This is a genomic window from Nocardia sp. CA-290969 (assembly GCF_050936135.1).
GTDB lineage: Bacteria > Actinomycetota > Actinomycetes > Mycobacteriales > Mycobacteriaceae > Nocardia.
In genome coordinates, this window is sequence record NZ_JBNJNJ010000001.1 from 1,880,403 (window position 1) to 1,897,915 (window position 17,513).

General features: G+C 69.7%; 16 protein-coding genes. 6 read left to right on the plus strand and 10 right to left on the minus strand.

What is annotated here, in order from left to right:
* The first annotated feature begins 118 nt into the window (after nt 1–118).
* The 6 genes from ACQEVO_RS08835 to ACQEVO_RS08860 are packed head-to-tail and all read left to right on the plus strand — an operon-like array spanning nt 119 to nt 6,374.
* Complete coding sequence (locus ACQEVO_RS08835) at nt 119–928, plus strand: ABC transporter permease (protein ID WP_432922492.1); 810 nt, start codon at nt 119–121, stop codon at nt 926–928.
* Nucleotides 925–1,137: a hypothetical protein gene (locus ACQEVO_RS08840; protein WP_432910812.1), complete on the plus strand. Its 213-nt coding sequence runs from the start codon at nt 925–927 to the stop codon at nt 1,135–1,137. Before ACQEVO_RS08835 ends, ACQEVO_RS08840 begins: the two co-directional genes overlap by 4 nt.
* On the plus strand, nt 1,134–2,792 hold the full coding sequence (locus ACQEVO_RS08845) for a dipeptide ABC transporter ATP-binding protein (protein ID WP_432910814.1): 1,659 nt from the start codon (nt 1,134–1,136) through the stop codon (nt 2,790–2,792). Before ACQEVO_RS08840 ends, ACQEVO_RS08845 begins: the two co-directional genes overlap by 4 nt.
* A complete protein-coding gene (locus ACQEVO_RS08850) occupies nt 2,792–3,880 on the plus strand; it encodes an LLM class flavin-dependent oxidoreductase (RefSeq protein ID WP_432910816.1) in 1,089 nt (362 codons plus the stop codon). The genes ACQEVO_RS08845 and ACQEVO_RS08850 overlap by 1 nt, the downstream gene beginning before the upstream one ends.
* A gap of 2 nt (nt 3,881–3,882) precedes the next feature.
* Complete coding sequence (locus ACQEVO_RS08855; protein WP_432922495.1) at nt 3,883–5,247, plus strand: NtaA/DmoA family FMN-dependent monooxygenase; 1,365 nt, start codon at nt 3,883–3,885, stop codon at nt 5,245–5,247.
* Entirely contained in the window at nt 5,244–6,374 is a 1,131-nt protein-coding gene (locus ACQEVO_RS08860; protein ID WP_432910818.1) for an LLM class flavin-dependent oxidoreductase, read from the plus strand. The genes ACQEVO_RS08855 and ACQEVO_RS08860 overlap by 4 nt, the downstream gene beginning before the upstream one ends.
* 18 nt (nt 6,375–6,392) lie before the next feature.
* Here ACQEVO_RS08860 and ACQEVO_RS08865 read toward each other — a convergent pair whose 3' ends face one another.
* From ACQEVO_RS08865 to ACQEVO_RS08910, 10 genes are all read right to left on the minus strand, one after another.
* On the minus strand, nt 6,393–7,106 hold the full coding sequence (locus ACQEVO_RS08865) for an SDR family oxidoreductase (RefSeq protein WP_432922498.1): 714 nt from the start codon (nt 7,104–7,106) through the stop codon (nt 6,393–6,395).
* Entirely contained in the window at nt 7,058–7,456 is a 399-nt protein-coding gene (locus ACQEVO_RS08870; protein WP_432922501.1) for a VOC family protein, read from the minus strand. Before ACQEVO_RS08870 ends, ACQEVO_RS08865 begins: the two co-directional genes overlap by 49 nt.
* Before the next feature lie 2 nt (nt 7,457–7,458).
* Entirely contained in the window at nt 7,459–7,740 is a 282-nt protein-coding gene (locus ACQEVO_RS08875; RefSeq protein WP_432910820.1) for an ArsR/SmtB family transcription factor, read from the minus strand.
* Nucleotides 7,741–7,974: 234 nt separating this feature from the next.
* Nucleotides 7,975–9,615 (minus strand): alkaline phosphatase D family protein, encoded by a 1,641-nt coding sequence (locus ACQEVO_RS08880; protein WP_432910823.1) that lies wholly within the window; start codon nt 9,613–9,615, stop codon nt 7,975–7,977.
* A gap of 195 nt (nt 9,616–9,810) precedes the next feature.
* Nucleotides 9,811–10,944, minus strand: a complete 1,134-nt coding sequence (locus ACQEVO_RS08885; RefSeq protein WP_432910825.1) for a hypothetical protein — start codon at nt 10,942–10,944, stop codon at nt 9,811–9,813.
* Entirely contained in the window at nt 10,941–11,528 is a 588-nt protein-coding gene (locus ACQEVO_RS08890; RefSeq protein ID WP_432910827.1) for a hypothetical protein, read from the minus strand. Before ACQEVO_RS08890 ends, ACQEVO_RS08885 begins: the two co-directional genes overlap by 4 nt.
* Before the next feature lie 8 nt (nt 11,529–11,536).
* Nucleotides 11,537–13,159, minus strand: coding sequence for a VWA domain-containing protein (locus tag ACQEVO_RS08895; RefSeq protein ID WP_432910829.1), 1,623 nt, complete (start codon nt 13,157–13,159; stop codon nt 11,537–11,539).
* 121 nt (nt 13,160–13,280) lie between these two features.
* Nucleotides 13,281–13,442 (minus strand): hypothetical protein, encoded by a 162-nt coding sequence (locus ACQEVO_RS08900; protein ID WP_432910831.1) that lies wholly within the window; start codon nt 13,440–13,442, stop codon nt 13,281–13,283.
* A 192-nt stretch (nt 13,443–13,634) separates the two neighbouring features.
* The gene (locus ACQEVO_RS08905) at nt 13,635–16,898 is read right to left on the minus strand and encodes a protein kinase domain-containing protein (RefSeq protein WP_432910834.1); all 3,264 of its coding nucleotides are present in this window, start codon (nt 16,896–16,898) and stop codon (nt 13,635–13,637) included.
* A 165-nt stretch (nt 16,899–17,063) separates the two neighbouring features.
* Complete coding sequence (locus tag ACQEVO_RS08910; RefSeq protein WP_432910836.1) at nt 17,064–17,375, minus strand: Zn-ribbon domain-containing OB-fold protein; 312 nt, start codon at nt 17,373–17,375, stop codon at nt 17,064–17,066.
* Nucleotides 17,376–17,513: the final 138 nt, after the last annotated feature.

A 17,513-nucleotide genomic window follows, 5' to 3' on the forward strand; every position in this document is an offset into this window, starting at 1 on the left:
GGCATCGCGTGGAGACAGCGGGCCCGAGTCGCGTGGAGACAGCGAGGGGAAATCGTTCGAGACCGCCGACGGGCAGCTGCGTGGTGAAGGGCCGGCGGCGCGCGGGAGACGGTCGCGGTTGCTCCGGCGCCGGCCTGCTGCGGGGCTGGTGGCGGCCGTGGGCATTCTCGTTCTCGTGCTCGGCTGGGCGCTGGCGCCCGGGTTGTTCACCGGCGGCGGGGATCCACTGAGTGGTGTGCCGAGCGAGAAGTTCCAGGGTCCGAGCCTCGACCATTGGTTCGGCACCGACAATCTCGGTCGCGATCTCTACACCCGGGTCGTGCACGGGGCGAGCCTGTCGCTGTCCGCGACGGTGCTCGCCGTCGTGATCGGGTTGGTGGCGGGGTCGCTGGTCGGTCTGCTCGCGGGGGCGGTGGGCGGGGCCGTCGACAGTGCGGTGATGCGCGGTGTCGATGTGCTGCTGTCCATTCCGGAACTCCTGCTGTCGCTGGCACTGGTCACGGTGCTCGGATTCGGTACGGGCAATGTGGCGCTCGCGGTGGGCGTGGCTCTCATCGCGAGATTCGCCCGGGTGATGCGCGCGGAAGTACTGCGCGTGCGGCGGGCGCCGTATGTGGAGGCCGCGTACGCGTCGGGAGTGCGCTGGTACCTCGTGCTGGTCCGGCACGTTCTGCGTAACGCCTACGCGCCGGTGGCGGCGCTGGCCGCCGTGGAGTTCGGGCTCGCGGTGCTCGCCGTCTCCTCACTGAGTTTCCTCGGCTACGGCGCCGCGCCACCGGCACCGGAATGGGGCTCGCTGATCTCGGAGGGCCGCAACTACCTCGCCACCGCCTGGTGGCTCACCACCCTGCCCGGTCTCGTGATCATCGCGCTGGTGCTCGCGACCCAGCGCCTGGGCCGGGCACTCGCTCAGGAGGGACTGCGATGAATTCCCACGACCCGGGCCGGCCGCGCGGCCGAGCGGGAGCAGCCGATCAGGGAGCCGAGTATGCGCCACGCGCGGTATCCGGCCCGGCCGGGGACCCCCTGATCGCGGTGCTGCGCGGAGGGTGCGAATTCCTCCGGCAGGGATGGTCGTTCAACACCCGGCTGGCCGAACGGATGCCGCGGGCGTACTTCGCCGGGTGGTCGCTGTGACTGGTCCGGCGGCGCTCGCCGAAGCAGGGAGCACGGCAGCGGCGGAGGGGGTGTTGCGGGTCGAGGGTTTGCGAGTCGAATATCGTTCCGGCGATACCGTCACCACGGCGGTCCACGAGGTATCGCTCACGATCCACGCCGGGGAAACGGTGGCGCTCGTCGGCGAATCCGGGTCCGGGAAATCCAGTCTGGCGCATGCGGTGATCGGTCTGCTGAGCGGTGGGGGAGCGATCACCGCCGGTACCGTCACCTTCCGTGGTGAGCGGATCGACCGGCTGCGGCCGCGCGCGTGGCAGCGGCTGCGCGGCGCCGAGATCGGGCTGGTGCCGCAAGACCCGGCGGTCTCGCTGAACCCGGTGCTGCGGATCGGTGACCAGGTCGCCGAAACACTGCGGATCCACGGTCGCGCCGACCGGCGCACGGCGTGGGCCGCGGCCGTGCGGATCCTCGCCGAAGCCGGGATCGACCGCCCCGGACTACGTGCCCGGCAGTTCCCCCAGGATCTCTCGGGCGGCCAGCGTCAGCGCGTGCTGATCGGGATCGCGCTGGCCTGCCGGCCGCGCCTGGTGATCGCCGACGAACCGACCAGCGCCCTCGATGTCACGGTGCAGCGGCGGATCCTGGACCATCTGGCGGGCCGCACGGCCGAATCGGGGACATCGGTACTGCTGATCACCCATGATCTCGGCGTGGCCGCCGACCGGGCCGACCGGATCGTGGTACTCCGGCAGGGCCGGGTCGTGGAGGCCGGTACGGCCGCGGACGTACTCACCGCGCCCCGCCACGAATACACGCGCCGCCTGCTGGCCGCCGCCTCCGGTGCGCACCGGCCCCGCCGGGCGGCCCGGCCGCGGGCGGTGACCCCGCTGCTGTCGGCCCGGGGCCTGCACAAAACCTTCCGCGTCGGCCGCGGGGAAACGCTCACCGCGGTCGACGACGTCTCGCTGACGATCGACCGCGGGGAAACGCTGGCGATCGTGGGCGAATCCGGGTCCGGGAAGTCCACCACCGCCCGGATCGTCGCGCGGCTCGAGGCGCCCGATCGCGGCGTCGTCGAATTCGACGGGACCGATATCGGCGCCCTGCGCGGCACGCGGCTGCGGGAATGGCGCAGGCGCGTGCAGATCGTGTACCAGAACCCTTATGCGTCACTGAATCCGAAACTCACCGTCGAGCGGATCGTGGGCGAGCCGCTCCAGGCGTTCGGTATCGGTTCGCGGACCACGCGCCGGGACCGGGTGGCCGAGCTCCTGGACCGGGTCGCCCTGCCGGATTCCTGCGCCCGGCGGCGACCGGCGGAATTGTCGGGCGGGCAGCGGCAGCGGGTGGCCATCGCCCGGGCGCTGGCCCTGCGCCCAGACCTGGTGGTGCTCGACGAACCCGTCTCCGCTCTGGATGTCTCGGTGCAGGAGCAGATCCTGGACCTGCTCGGCGAGCTCCAGTCCGATCTCGCGTTGAGCTATCTGTTCATCTCGCACGATCTGGCCGTCGTCCGCGACGTCAGCGATCGGGTGGCCGTGATGCGGTCCGGCCGGATCGTCGAAACCGGCGCGACCGCAGAGGTTTTCGAGGCCCCGCAGCACGAATACACCCGCGAGCTGCTGCTCGCGATTCCCGGCGCCGCGCGGCGCCACCAGAAGGAAAGGACCGCGTGATGCCGCACGCCGCACCGTTGCTGCTGGCCGTCGAACTGGACGGCACCGGCGCGCATCCCGCCTCCTGGCGGCGCCCGGATTCGCGGGCGGAAGACCTGGTAACCGCCGGTTTCTGGGTGGACGCGGTCACCGCGGCCGAACGAGCCGGACTCGATCTGGTGTTTCTGCCGGATTCCTTCGCGCTGCAATCCGGTGGCGCGCGCGCCCGGCTCGACGCGATCGGGATCGCGGCGCGGGTCGCACCGGTGACCACCCGTATCGGCCTGATCCCGCAGGGCCCGGTCACCCATACCGAGCCGTTCCACCTGTCCAAGGCTGTCGCCAGTCTCGACTACGCCTCGTACGGCCGGGCGGGCTGGGAGGTGACCGTCTCGCCCGGCGCGGAGCAGGCCCGGTTGTTCGGGCGTAAAACAGAGCAGCCGGACAGTGCGCTCTGGCACGAGGCGGACGAGGCGATCGAGGTGGTCACTCGGCTGTGGGACAGCTGGGAGGACGACGCGGAGATCCGCGATACGCCGAGCGGGCGTTTCATCGATCGCGACAAACTGCACTACATCGATTTCACCGGCGACAACTTTTCGGTGAAAGGCCCCTCGATCACCCCGCGACCGCCGCAGGGGCAGCCGCTGATCGCTATCCGGGCGGACGGCCCGCACGCGACCCGCGTCGCCGTGCACCGCGGTGATCTGCTCCGGATCACCGCGCCCGATCTCGCGACGGCCGCCGAAACCCGGTCGGTACTGCGGGCGGCCACCACCGCCGCGGGCCGGGATCCGAACCTGATCAGGGTCTTGCTCGATATCGAGGTCCATCTCGCGGAGTCGGCCGCCGCCGCGGCAGCGGAGGTAGCAGAACTGGACGCCTGGACCACCGGGCCGGAACCGGCCACCCTGCGTCATCTCGGCACCGGGGACACGCTGCGCGCGCTCATCGCGCGGGCCCAGCGGGAATGCGCCGCCGACGGTCTGGTGCTGCGGCCGCTGGCGCAGGCCGCGTTCCTGGATCGGCTGCCCACTTCCCTGCTGTCCCTGCGCGGCCGCCTGGGGCTGCCGCGGCCACTGAACCGCTATGCGAACGAAGGGGCGTGACCGTGCCGAAAGGTAAGTCCGGTAAGCAGATACATCTCGCCGCGCATTTCCCCGGCGTCAACAACACCACGGTCTGGAACGATCCGGACGCGGGTAGCCAGATCGACTTCGCGTCGTTCGTCCATCTGGCCCGGACGGCCGAACGCGGGTTGTTCGATTTCTTCTTCCTCGCCGAGGGCCTGCGGCTGCGCGAACATCGCGGCCGGATCCACGACCTGGACGTGGTGGGCCGGCCCGACACCTTCACGGTGCTCAACGCGCTCGCCGCCGTCACCACCCGGCTGGGCTTGGCCGGAACCATCAACACCACTTTCAACGAACCGTTCGAACTCGCGAAACAGTTCGCCACCCTGGACCACCTCTCGGGTGGCCGGGCCGCCTGGAACGCGGTGACCTCCTCCGACGCGTTCACCGGGGAAAACTTCCGCCGCGGTGGGTATCTCGAGCATTCCCAGCGTTATACCCGCGCCGCGGACGTGGTCGCGGCGACGCGGGCGCTGTGGGACAGCCGGCCCGACGACGCGCTGGTCGTCGACCGGGAGCGCGGCGTCTTCACCCGGCCGCTGCCCGAGTTCCGGTATCGGAGTGAGCATTTCGATATCGCCGGAACCTTCGTCCTGCCGCGCAGCCCGCAGGGGTATCCCGTGCAACTCCAGGCCGGTGATTCCGAGGAGGGCCGGGAGTTCGGGGCCGCCACCGCGGACGCGATCTTCAGCCGGCACGGTGAACTCGAAGCGGGACAGCAGTTCTACACCGATATGAAGAACCGGCTCGCCAAATACGGGCGCGAGCGCGACGAGCTGCTGATCCTGCCCGCCGCCACCTTCGTGATCGGCGACAGCGCCGCCGACGCCGAGCAGCGCGCCCGTGAGATCCGGCTGAAACAGGTGAGCCCGCAGACCGCGATCTCCTTCCTCGAGCAGGTCTGGGGACGCGACCTGTCCACCTACGACCCCGACGGCCCCCTACCCGACCTCGAACCCCTCGACGACGTGACGATCACCCGCGGCCGGGTCCGGCATACCAGGGACCCCAAAGGCCTGGTGCGTCAGTGGCGAGACCGGGCCGAAGCGGAACAGCTGAGCATCCGGGAACTCGTCATCGAGGTCACCGCCCGCCAGCAGTTCGTGGGTACTCCCGCCGCCATCGCCGCGGAAATCGACCACTATGTCCAGGCCGACGCGGCCGACGGATTCATCCTCGTACCCCACCTCACCCCCGCGGGGCTGGACGAGTTCGTCGAGAAGGTGGTCCCGGAACTACAGGACCGCGGCAATTTCCGCACCGAATACCGCGGTACGACCCTGCGCGACCACCTGGGTCTGCGCCACCCGCACAAGACCGCATCGGAGGCACGGGCATCATGACGACACCACTGTCGGTTCTGGACCTCTCGCCCATCAGCACGGGCTCGGACGCGCGCCAGGCGCTGCGCAACACCATCGATCTCGCCCGCCGTGCCGAGGCCTGGGGCTACCGGCGGTACTGGATCGCCGAACATCATTTCGTGGCGGTGGCGTCCTCGTCGCCCACCGAACTGATCGCGCTCATCGCCGCCAATACCGAAACCATCCGGGTCGGCTCCGCCGCGGTCCAGGCCGGATACCGGACCTCGGCCGCGCTGGTGGAGGCGTTCGGCACGATCGACGCCTTGTACCCGGGGCGGCTGGATCTGGGGCTGGGCCGTTCGGCCCAGCGGATCGCGCAACTCCGGTCGGCCGGGAAACCACCCGCAGAGAAGCTCCGGACGACGCAGGTGCGCGACGGGGTGGTGATTCCACCGCCGTTCCCGCCGACCGCCCTGCGTGACACCACCAGGCTCACCGCGACGCTGGAGGCGCTGCGGCCCCCGGGCGCCGAGCCGCTGGACTACGCCCGGCAGATCGAGGAGATCCGCGCGTTGCTCGCCGGTACCTACACGTCGTCGGAGGGCATCGAACTGCACGCGGTGCCGGGCGAGGGCGCGCGCGTGGAACTGTGGTTGTTCGGCAGCAGCGGTGGGGAGAGCGCGCAGCTGGCGGGCCGGCTCGGGCTGCCGTTCGTGGCGAACTACCACGTCTCGCCGGGGACGGTGCTGGAAACGGTCGAGGCCTATCGCACGGCGTTCCGGCCCTCCGCCCGGTATCCGAAGCCCTATCTGGTGGTCTCGGCGGACGTGGTCGTCGCAGCGGACGAACCCACCGCGCGCCACCTCGCCTCCACGTACGGGCACTGGGTCGCCGGGATTCGCAGCGGCGCGGGCGCCCCCGAATACCTCGACCCGGATACCGCACCGCCGCTCACCGACGACCAGCGGGAACTGGCCGAGGACCGCCTGGCCACCCAGTTCGTCGGTGCACCGGACACGGTCGCCACCGGTCTCGAGGCGCTGCAGCGGCTCACCGGAGCCGACGAACTGGTTGTCACCAGCGTGACCCACCGGCACGAGGACCGGCTCACCTCCCATCATCTGCTCGCCCGGGAATGGGGCCTCACTCGCGCTCGCGCCGCGTGACGGGCCCACCGGCCGCGGTCAAAAGGCCCCGCCGCCCGCGGGGACGGCCGCGCCGGTGATCCAGCGTGCGTCGCGAGAGGTGAGGAAGGCGACGATATCGGCGATATCCTCCGGTTCGCCGAGGCGGCCGAGTGGAATCGACTCGGCGATCCGGTCGAGCTGTCCGGCAATGCCCGACGCGGCCGGCGCCTCGGTGCGCACGGCACCCGGAAGCACACTGTTGACCGTGATCTCCCGTGGCGCCAGTTCGCGCGCGAGGACCCGCACGAGGTGTTCCCCGGCGGCTTTCGCAGCGCCGTAGAGCCCGGAACCCGGCCGATGGGTGTGCGTGACTCCGGAGGAGATCACCACGATCCTGCCGCCGTCGGGTAGCCGGTTGGCGGCCTCCCGCAGCAGTGCGAACGTGGACTTCGCGTTGGCGGCGAACATCAGGTCGAACTCGGCGTCGGTTCCCTGGGCGAGCGGGCCGAACCCGGCGGAGCCCGCATTGCTCACCACGATCTCCGCGCCCCCGAAGTGCTGTGCGGCCGCGTCGAAGAGCAGGCGGATCTGCGCCGTATCGGCCACATCCGCGCGTACCGCGACGGCCCGGCCACCACTGTTCTCGATCGCGGTGACGACCTGGGCCGCGGCCGCGGCGTCCGACCGGTAGTTGACCACGACGGGAATCCCGTCCCGGCCGATCAGGCCGAGGCGGCCGTTTCCTGCGCGATCTGGATGAGGTTGCCGCAGGTGTCGTCGAAAACGGCGGTTTTCACCGTGCCGTAGTCCACCGGGTCCTGGGTGAATCGCACGCCCCGTCCGCGCAGCCGCTCACATTCGGCCTCCAGGTCCGCCACCGCGAAAGAGGTGAACGGTATTCCGTCCTCGACCAGGGCCTGTTTGTAGACCTTCGCCGCCGGATGGCCGGTGGGTTCGAGCAGCAGTTCGACACCGTCGGGATCCAGGGGTGAGACCACGGTCAGCCAGGACGCCTCGCCGACCGGGACATCGGTTTTCTTCTGGAATCCGAGGACGTCGGTATAGAAACGCAGGGCCTTGGCCTGGTCGTCGACGTAGACGCTCGTGATATTGATCCGCAACATTATTCCTCCAGCCAGCGGTCGGTGAGACCGCGCAGGGGTGCGCGGTCGAGATAGTGGAATTTGTGCCGCCCGTCGCGACGGGCGCGAACCAGGCCCGCGGCGGCCAGCTGGTCGAGATGCTGGGAGATCGCCTGCCGGGTGGACGAGAGTCCGTGTTTCATGGTGAGCCGCCCGCACAGTTCGAACAAGGTCTGCCCATCGCGGTCGGCCAGCTCGTCCAGTATCGCCCGCCGGGTCGGATCGGCGAGCGCTTTGAAGACGAGTCCCTGGTCGGCGTGCACACACCGACTATAGGCAAGTGAGTGCTTGCCTATCAAGTGGCTGGGTAGCGCACCGGTTTCGGCGACCGATCCGCCCGCCGGCGCCGCGCGCGCTCTGCTGTTCGAACAGTCCGGCGGCGAAACCGGTGAAGTGAGCCGAGGCGGGCGGAGCAGTTCCGGGCCGTTCGGTCGCGGGTGTGGTGAGGACGGGGCCGTGCGCCGACCGCCTCGGTGCGGGCCGGGCGGGCGCCCGGTTCACGTTCCCGGGTGGAGACGGCCGCCGTGGGGCAGCACCCAGGACGCTCCCAGCGCGACCCCGGTGTGTGGGTCGGTGACGTCCACCGCGTAGAACCACTCCATCCGAACCCGCTCGGCCGCGATATCGACAACGCCGTAACCGTGCGAATCGAGTTCGGCGTAACGGATATGCGGGTTGAGCGCCCGGATCGAGTCCTCCAGCGCGACGGTGGTGGTACGCGGCGGGCCGGGCAGCAGATCGCCGATACCCGCGGAGGTCACCGACGGCACCACGAACTCCGCTCCCGCGGTGGGACCACCGGGGTAGCTCGCGGCTTCGAGCGGCACATCCGCTGCCCAGGAACTGTGGATATCGCCGGTGAGGTAGACGATATTCGTCAGGTTCCGCTCGACGAGCGCCGACAGCAGGCGCCGGCGGTCGGCGGTGTAGCCGTCCCACTGATCCGTATTGGGTGCCACACCCTCCCGCGGTATCCCGAGTACCGCGGTGACCGCGGCCGCCGCGGCCGGATCCAGCGGCGGAAACGCCAGGGGCGAGAGCATCACCGAATTACCCACCAGCTGCCAGCGCACCGAACCCGACAGCAGTCCGGCGGTGAGCCAGTCCATCTGGGCCGCACCGGTGATCGTGCGGTGGGGGTCGTCGCCCGCACGGGAACCGAGCTGTGGCGCGGCGTCGCGATAGCTGCGCAAATCGAGCATGGACAGTTCCGCGAGGGTGCCGAACCGTAGCCGGCGGTACATCCGCGGTGCTGCGGCGGTGCCCGCCACCCGGACGGGCATCCATTCGAGATACGCGCGGACCGAGGCGGCGCGGCGGGCCGGCCAGTCGCCCTCGGTGGCCGGATCGTGGTTCTCGGCCCCGCCCGACCACGCGTTGTTGGCGGATTCGTGATCGTCCCAGGTGCAGACGAACGGAACCCGGGCGTGCAGGGCCATCAGGTCCGGGTCGGTTTTGTACTGCCCGTGCCGGATCCGGTAATCGGTGAGCGAGACGATCTCGTGGGCCGGCTCGTGCGCCCGGACCGGACCGGAGCCGTCGAACGAACCGGCCGCGTACTCGTAGAGATAATCGCCCAGATGCACGACCGCGTCGAGATCGTCGCGGCCGGCCAGCTGCCGGTACGCCGCGAAGTAGCCGTCTTCCCAGTTCGAGCACGAGACCACCCCGAAACGCAGGCGGCCGGGATCGGTTCCGGGGTCCGGTGCGGTGCGGGTGCGACCCACCGCCGAGACCTCGCCGAGGGCGGTGAACCGGTACCAATAGTCTTGTGCGGAAGCCAAACCCCGCACATCGACCTTCACGGTGTGATCGCTCGCCGCCGTGGCGGTCACCGAACCGGACGCCGCGAGGGTGGTGAAACCGGCGTCCGCGGCCACCTCCCAGCGCACGGCGACCGGACCGCCGATCCCGGATCCCGGCACCGCGTCGGCGTCCACCGTCACCCGTGTCCACACGATCACCCCGTCGGGGAGCGGATCACCCGAGGCGACGCCGTGGCCGAAAACCGGTGTGGCGGCGCGGGCGGCGGGCGCGGCCAGTACACCCGCCGCAGCGACGGCGCCCGCCTGCAGTACCGCGCGCCGGCCCAGCGCGGCCGGTGCGCCGGATGTCGAAACGAATCTGTTTCCGCTCACGTGCACCGATCACAGCCGACGCCGGGCGAATCGGCAAATCGAATCGCGGTAGCGGAGTGCTATGGTTTCGCCCGCCGGACCGCGTGCCGGCCGTGCCGGGCGGGTGTCGCGTACGACGACAGTGCTCACCTCACCACCTGTACCGGGCAGATCATCGAGATCCCGCACGCGGTGCTGCGGCCCGAACAGCCGTCGTCACGAGCACTGGCCGTCGCGGACACAGGCGAGCAGGAGGCGGGTGACATCGGCCCGCGGCGGGGCGGTGGCGCGCGGCTGGGCGGCCAGGGGGATCTCGGCGAAATCCGCCGTATCGGCGGCACCGAGCTGGGTGGCGGAGCGGAAACCGTAGCGCTTCCAGGCGATGTCCTGGATCGCGGGGTCCTGGAGGGCTGTGATCAGTGTGTGCGCGGGCGCGGTGAGGGTGAGTAGCGGGTTGCTGTTGAAGATCGTGGGGTCCGGGTACAGCAGGCGGGTTTTCGCCAGCAGCTCCCCGGTGGAGGCGGTGTCGTCGCGGTAGGCGACCAACTGCTGCAGTATCTGGTTTTCATAGCCCGCGTACAGCGAGGTGGCGCCCTGCACCAGCCATTCGCGGAACCCGCCGTCGGAACTGTCGGACTGCAAACCCTGCGCGTCGTACAGCCCGCGCACCGTGGGCAGCCCGGCCCGGGCCTCGGCGACCGTCGGCGGCTGGAAGACATCACCGGAGGCCACCACCGTCAGTTCGAGTTGCAGCAGGGTGAAACCGGAATTCGAGGATTTCGGGTCGGTGCTGGTGATCCGGACCGGGCCCGCGGGGTTCGTGGTCCCCAGTTCCGCCCACCGGCGTTCGGGCAGCACGTACTCCAGCAGCAGCCTTTTGAAATCGACCACGTGGTAGGCGTTGTCGCGTAGTGCGACGATACCGGCCCGGACCAGAGCGTCGGTGGCGGCGGCGCCCGCGTAGATCACCTCCGGCGTCTCCAGCACGGCTTCCGCGCGGTAGTCCGGGAAATCGGTGAGGTCGTGTTCCTCCTCGAAAATACTGCGGGCACTCGCCGAGGACGGCCACAGACAGTCGATCCGCTGCGCGCGCAGCTGATCGGTGGGTATCTGCACCAGATCGTAGGAGCCCCGTGTGTCGAAGCGCACCTCGAGCCCGTACTCGTCGCGCAGCACCGCGCGGACCCCGGGATCGTCCATCAATGCCGACTTCTCGGATCCGCCCAGGCAGACGAGTTGCCGGAGGGCGGCGGGTGCCCGGTTCTCGCGGAGGATCACCAGCACACCCACGACGAGGACGACCACGGCGAACAGCACCGCGAGGAGGACGGGGAGACGGGATCGCTTCATAGTTCCTCGCTCGGGGGCAACCGGGGCGGATTCATCAGTTCCAGGTGTGCCAGGTCCCGGAAGAAGGATTCGAGATTCGCTTCGCCGATCTGTTCGGCGGCGTGGCCGGCGAAGGATTCGAAGCCGGTGAGCGTCCGGCGACTGTTCGCCAGGAGCCGGTCGGCGTCGCGGTAGGAAGCGGGGTACTCCTGGATCTCGAGATACCGGCGCAGCACCGATTCCACACTGCCGAGATAGCCGGACAATTTGTGCAAGGTCGAGGGCAACGCCGCGGGATCGATTTCCTCGGTCCGCGCCAGCAGTCGCGGCACGGTATCGCAGGCATGCAGCAGGGATGCGCGGGTGGCGGGATGCGATACCTGCGTCGCCAATGCCGCCACCCGGCCGTTCGCCTCGGCCACCGCCCGGGCCAGGCGGCTGCGCCGCATCCGCTGCGAAACCGCCTGCCCGGCAATCCCCGCCAGCACGGCCGCACCCACCGCGACCAGCGCCGCACCCACCGGAGTGCCGAGTACGGCGTAGAGACCGAGGAAGGCGGGAACGAATACCACCAGCGCCGCGATCACCGCGGCATTGTCCGGCACCGCCCGGCCTACCGGTAGCCGGTGGCCTGGCGCAGGGCCGCGACCATATCGTCGCTGGTCGAATAGGAACCGCCGGTGCGCTCGGCGATCTCGCGCAGGGCGTCCTGCTCGATATCGGTACCGAACCCGATCACCACCACGGGGATTCCGGTGGCGGCGGCGACCTCGAGCCCCGGGCCGCCCACGGTATCCGCACCGTCGGTCATGAGCACGATCATGCGTTTCCGTCCCGGCTCGGCCGTGCCGGCGAACCGGTCGGCGGCCGTGCCGAGGCAGCGATAGATTCCGGTGTCGCCGCCGGGCGCCCGGGAGTGCACCTGGTCGCGCAGCGACCGCAGCACCGCCTCGGTATTGCCGCCGGCCCAGGGCGTGGTGGCGGTGTCCTGGTTGAACAGCAGGATCGCGGTCCGGTCCTTCGGGCCGGTCTGCAACAGGTATTTCTTCGACTGCGCCGGGTCGAACAGCAGGTCCGCGGCATGCAGCACCCCGGTCCAGCCGCCGTTGCTGTCCATACTCCCGGACGCGTCGATGCAGTACACCAGGTCAGTCGGGGTGCGATAGACGGTCTGGTAGTCCTCCAGCACCCGGGCGATCACCGGCGCCGCGGGATAGGTGATCGGCTGCTCGTCGAGCGTCGGCCGCACACCCCACGCCGGATCGAACACCTCGGGCGGGGCGTCGGGCAGGGAGAGCCCGATACTGGATATCGGTCGCCGGCCCAGCTGCACCAGCCGCTGCTGGGTATCGGCGGAGAGCAGGAAATCCTGCAGCTTGCGGAAGTTGTTCAGTTTCGCGGGGTTGTCGCCGTGTGGCAGGAAGCCCAGTGGCGCGTCCGCGATCGCCAGCACACCCTTCGGGTAGATCACGTGCAGCGGTTCCCGGCCGGCCGCCACCAGCTGCTTGTTCCGTTCGATCACCAAGTCCTCGTAGGTGAACATCGTCCTGCACTGCTCCGGCGCGGCCAGGCATTCGTCCATGAGCAGGCCGGTGGACGGCGGTGTCCGGGTGACGGCGCGGGCGAACCGGGTGAAGCCGGTGCGGACGGGTTCGGAATCGAGTTGCGCTCGGGTGAGCGGTACGCCCGGGCCGTTCCCGGCGAAATGGTTGAGGAAGCCCAGCAGCGCTGTCGCACCGGAGTTGGACTGGGTGGGGTTGGTGGTCCACACCGTGGTCTTCTCCGCTTCGGCCGCGGCGAGGATCTCCTCGATCCCGACCTCCCGGCCGAGGAAGCCCAGTGCCTCCAGTTCGCTGCGCCGCCCGGCGTACACCACTGGCGTGCTGAACATCGGTTGCACCTCCTGCAGCCGGTGCGTGGTATCGCCGAACTGCTGGAAGACGCTGCTGGCGAACCAGAACGCATCGTAGGGCGCGTCGCCGGTTTCGAGCAGCCGCGCCTGATCCACCGACCCGAGTTTCGTCATGGTGCAGGTCAGCTCCTGGTCCGCGCACCACGGCTGCACGATCTGCTGGAATACCGCTTCGTGCTCGGAACCGGCGACGATGTTCAGCACACCGGCGTCCGGCTCGTACTCGGTGACGGGTTCGGTCCCGGTGCCCGCCCCGCAAGCCGCCAGCACGACACTCAGCGCAACGACTACGGCGGCCGATAACGACCCACGGCGATAAGACAATTCGCCACCTTCCCCTCGATGGGAAGATCGTAGTCACAGAGGCGGGTGGGGCAGGGTGAACCGGTGGTGACGAACCGGCGAATCCTCGGCGAGGCGTGGCGGTTTCGCGATGTCCGGGCTTTCAGCGGTGGGCGTCGCGGATCTCGCGCGCCTGTGTGTGTTTGGGTTTGCGCCGGTAGCTCTTCCCGGACGGGATGGGCTGGGCGGCACTGGAACGGCGCAACTGCTGGCGTCGGCGCCATCCGGTGAGGTCCGGACGTTCGGGTTCAACGGGGGTGGGCATCGGTGCTCCGGGTCGGTGGGGGAGTGCACTGGTTATCGTTCGGGTAGCGGTTCATGCGGTGAATCATGACGACTGCGCCCCGATTACGCCCGTGAATTTCCGCGGCGCCGAGTCGAGCGCCGACGCCGTGCAAAGACCGGCAGCATCGACGCCGGGGCGATCTCCGGCGTTGCGGCTCGACGGAGCGCGCGCTCAGTCCGGGGCGTTCTCCGTGATCCAGGCGGCGATCTGGGCGCGCGAGGTGAAACCGAGTTTGGTGAGGATATGTTCCACGTGGCTCTGCGCGGTGCGCTGGGAGATCACCAGCTTGGCCGCGATCTGTTTGTTGCTGAGCCCCTGCGCCACCAGCTCGGCGACCTGGCGCTCCCGTCGGGTCAGCGTCCTCGCCGCCGCCGAGCCGGTGCGCCCGTCGAGCATCTGCTCGCCGAGGGCATAGGCGAGCGCGTCGTCCATCCGCATCGCCGCGCCGCGGCGGTGGGCGGCCTCGAAGCCGCGCGTGCCCAGCGCCGTGCGGGCCGTATGCTCGCACTCGTCGTGGTACTGCCACATGTTGTGCATGACGGTCATTACTTGACTGCCCGCGGGCGCCAGCCCCTGGGCGGCACCCATCAGCACGGCCGCTCGTTCGGCCTCGCCGCGGGTGTCGAAGGTCCAAGCCAGCGCCTCCAGGCACAGCACGGCGATCACCGTGCTGTGCAGCCCGCTGTTCACCCGCAGCGCCTCGGTGAGCAGTTGCCGGGCGCGGTCACGTGAACCGTTGCGCCACTCCACAACTCCGAGCCCGCGTAGCGCCGCGGCACGATGCAGTACCTCGCCGCGCGGTTCGGTGACCGACAGGACATCCCGGTAGAAGTCGGCGGCGCGGGCGGTATCGCCGCCGATCTCGTAGGCGAAACCGACAAGCGCGAGCGCGCTCATCCTGGGCTGACCGTACGGATCCGATTCGGTCAGCGCCACCATGCGCTCGAAATGCGCACGGGCGATCCCGGCTTCACCCTGGGCGAGGGCGAGCAGGCCCTCGGCGTAGGCGATCTGTGCCCGCACCGGCCGGGGGAGTTCGGCCGTGGCCACTGCCCGCGCCTCCTGGATCCGGGCCGCCGCCGCCGCGAACTCACCGTGCGATGCGGCGAGTTTGCCCGCGGCGCAGAGCGCGTCGACGCGCACCGGTGCCGGCTGTTCTCCGGGACGGGCGAGGAGCCGGTCCAGCCAGGATCGGCCCTCGCCGTACAGGCCGCGGAAGTTCCAGAACTCGTAGAGGCCCGCGGCGGTGCGCAGGCCCGCTTCGGTGGATGCCGTGGAATCCTCGGTGAGGCAGTACTCCAGCGCGTCACGCAGGTTGGCCTGTTCCCGTTCCAGACGCGCGATCCAGTGTGGTTGTTCGGCGCTGATCCAGCCGGCCGCGGCGGCGGATATCAACCGCTGGTACCAGTCGTGGTGCCGGCGACGCAGATCCCGGTACCCGCCGGCGTCGCGTAACTTCTCCCGGCCGTATTCGCGCAGCGTTTCCAGCATCCGGAAGCGGACGACCTCGCCGGATTCCTCCCGGATCAAGATGGATTTGTCGACCAGCGACGACAGGACATCCAGCAGGCTCAGCGGGGCCGGATCGAGATCGCAGATGCCTTCGACGGCGTCCAGTTCGCAGCTGCCGGCGAACACCGCGAGCTGCGACCACAGCTGCTGTTCCACGGTGGTGCACAGATCGAAACTCCAGTCGATACACAGTCGCAGGGTCTGTTGGCGGGTCGGCGCTGTGCGGGCGGAGTGGGTGAGCAGCGAATACCGGTCGTTGAGCCGTTGCAGGATCTGCTGTGGCGACAACGTGCGCATCCGGGCGGCCGCCAGTTCGATCGACAGCGGTATACCGTCGAGCCGGGCACAGATACCGGCAACCGCGCCCTTGTTGTCCTCGTTCAGTTCGAATCCGGGTACCACCGTGGCGGCCCGGTCGGCGAACAGGGCGACGGCGTCGAACTGCGGCATACCTTTCAGGCTCGGCTCCCGGCCCGGTGCCGGGATCGTGAGCGGTGCGATACGCAGGACCGCTTCCCCGGCGATGTTCAACGGCTCCCGGCTGGTCACGAGGAGGTGCAGGTCCGGGCATATCCGCAGCATCTCCTCGTTCAGCTCGGCGACCGCGTGCACCAGTTGTTCGCAGTTGTCGAGCACCAGCAGGGTGTCGCGGGTGCAGAGGAATTCCACCAGGACGTCGAGCAACGGGGTGACCGATTCGTCGCGCACGCCCAGCACGGCGGCGACGACATCGACCAGTAAACCGGGCTCCGACACATCGGCCAGGTCGACCATCCAGGCGCCGTCCGAGTAATCCCGGGACACCTGCGTGGCGGCGCGTAAAGCCAGCCGCGTTTTCCCGACGCCGCCCAGCCCGGTCAAGGTCACCAGCCGGTGAGTGGCGAGCAGATTCTTCACCTCTGCCAGTTCCGTGCGTCTGTTCACGAGGCTGGTGAGTTCGAGGGGCAGGTTGCCGGTGCGATCGGGGCGCGCGGCCGTCCGGGACCGCACTGCCGGCTTCTCCTCCGGTCGCTCGTTGTGCGGCGTGTCCCGCAGCGCCATCGCGCCCAGCGGGTATCCGTGCCGGCGCTGTACTCGCCGGATGTCCTCCCCGAACCCCGCCGCGGCAGGACGTGCCCGCGGATCCCGGTTCATCGTCTCCTCCACCAGCGCCGTGATCTCGCCGGAAATACCGTGTTCCCGCAGATCGGGGACCGGCTGGGTGGTGATCCGCAGGAACTGGGTGACGATTTTCTCGCCGGTCCGGCGTTCGAAGGCCGCGTGACCGGTGAGCGCGCTGAACAGCGTCGCCCCCAATCCGTACACATCGGCGGCCGGTGTCGGACTGCCACCTTCCAGAACCTCGGGCGCCGTGTACGCCGGGGACCCGGTGACCGTGCCCTCCGCCGTCCGGAATCCGCCGGTGATGTGCGCGATACCGAAATCGGTCAGCGCGGGCTCCCCGTAGTCGGTGAACAGGATGTTTCCGGGTTTCACGTCCCGGTGCACCACGCCGAGCCGGTGCGCGCTCTCCAGCGCGCCCGCGATCTTCACCCCGAGGTGCAGGGCGTCGGCCGCGGTCAGTGGCCCGTCACGACGGATGCGCTGGTCGAGCGAACCGGCCGCGCAATAGGGGCTGACCAGGTAGAGGTGACCACCGTCGGTGACACCCGCTTCCAGTACGGGGACGATATTGGGGTGCCCGGTGAGGCGGCCCATCGCCTGCTGCTCGCGCACGAACCGGGCCCGGTTGTCCTCGGTCGGTTCGCCGGTGAGGATCTTGACGGCTACCGTGCGGTCCAGCGTCGGCTGCCTGCAGCGGTAAACGATCCCGAACCCACCGCGCCCGATCTCCGTGGCGTCGGTGAAACCGGCCGCATCGAGTTCCGCGGCGACCGATATCGTCGACTCACGACGGGTTCGCAGCGGTTCTTCGGCGGTCATGACCCGAATCCGGCCCGTCGAGTGTCTGTGTGGGCATCGTGCAACATGTGCGCACCTTCCGGCACCTCAACTGTATCGCCGAGGGGGCGCGGCGGCGAGGCGCACACGCCTGGGCCCGGGCGGAAGGGGGCCGGCGGGTGAACGGCGGTGGCCCGATCCGGCCGGTTATCGCGCGGGGCCGGCCGTCTCCCGCGAGACCGCGAAAACCGGGAAGCGGTCGCCCCGGGGCGGCGTCCGGAACCGGACCCGCACCGGTTCGTCCGCGGTCTGTGGGACGGGTCCCGCGATTGTCGTATACACCCACGGGCCCTCGTCGAGTTCGACGATCGCGATGGTCGCCGAGACCGGTTCGGACAGGGCGTTGGGGGCGCACTCCACGATGCGCCAGCACACGATGGACCCGGTACCCGCCGCCGCCACCGGCGCGAAATCGGCGGACCGGCACGCCGAGCAGCGCGTCACCGCCGGCGCGCACAAGGTGTCGCACGCTACACAGCGACGGATGGTCAGCGCGTCCGTCGCCTGCGCAGGGTCTTCACTTGTCCGACAGGTGTGCTCCGGGTGGAACTGCTGCATCGGCGAGCCTCGGGATCGGTTTCGGAGGTGTTCGGCTAC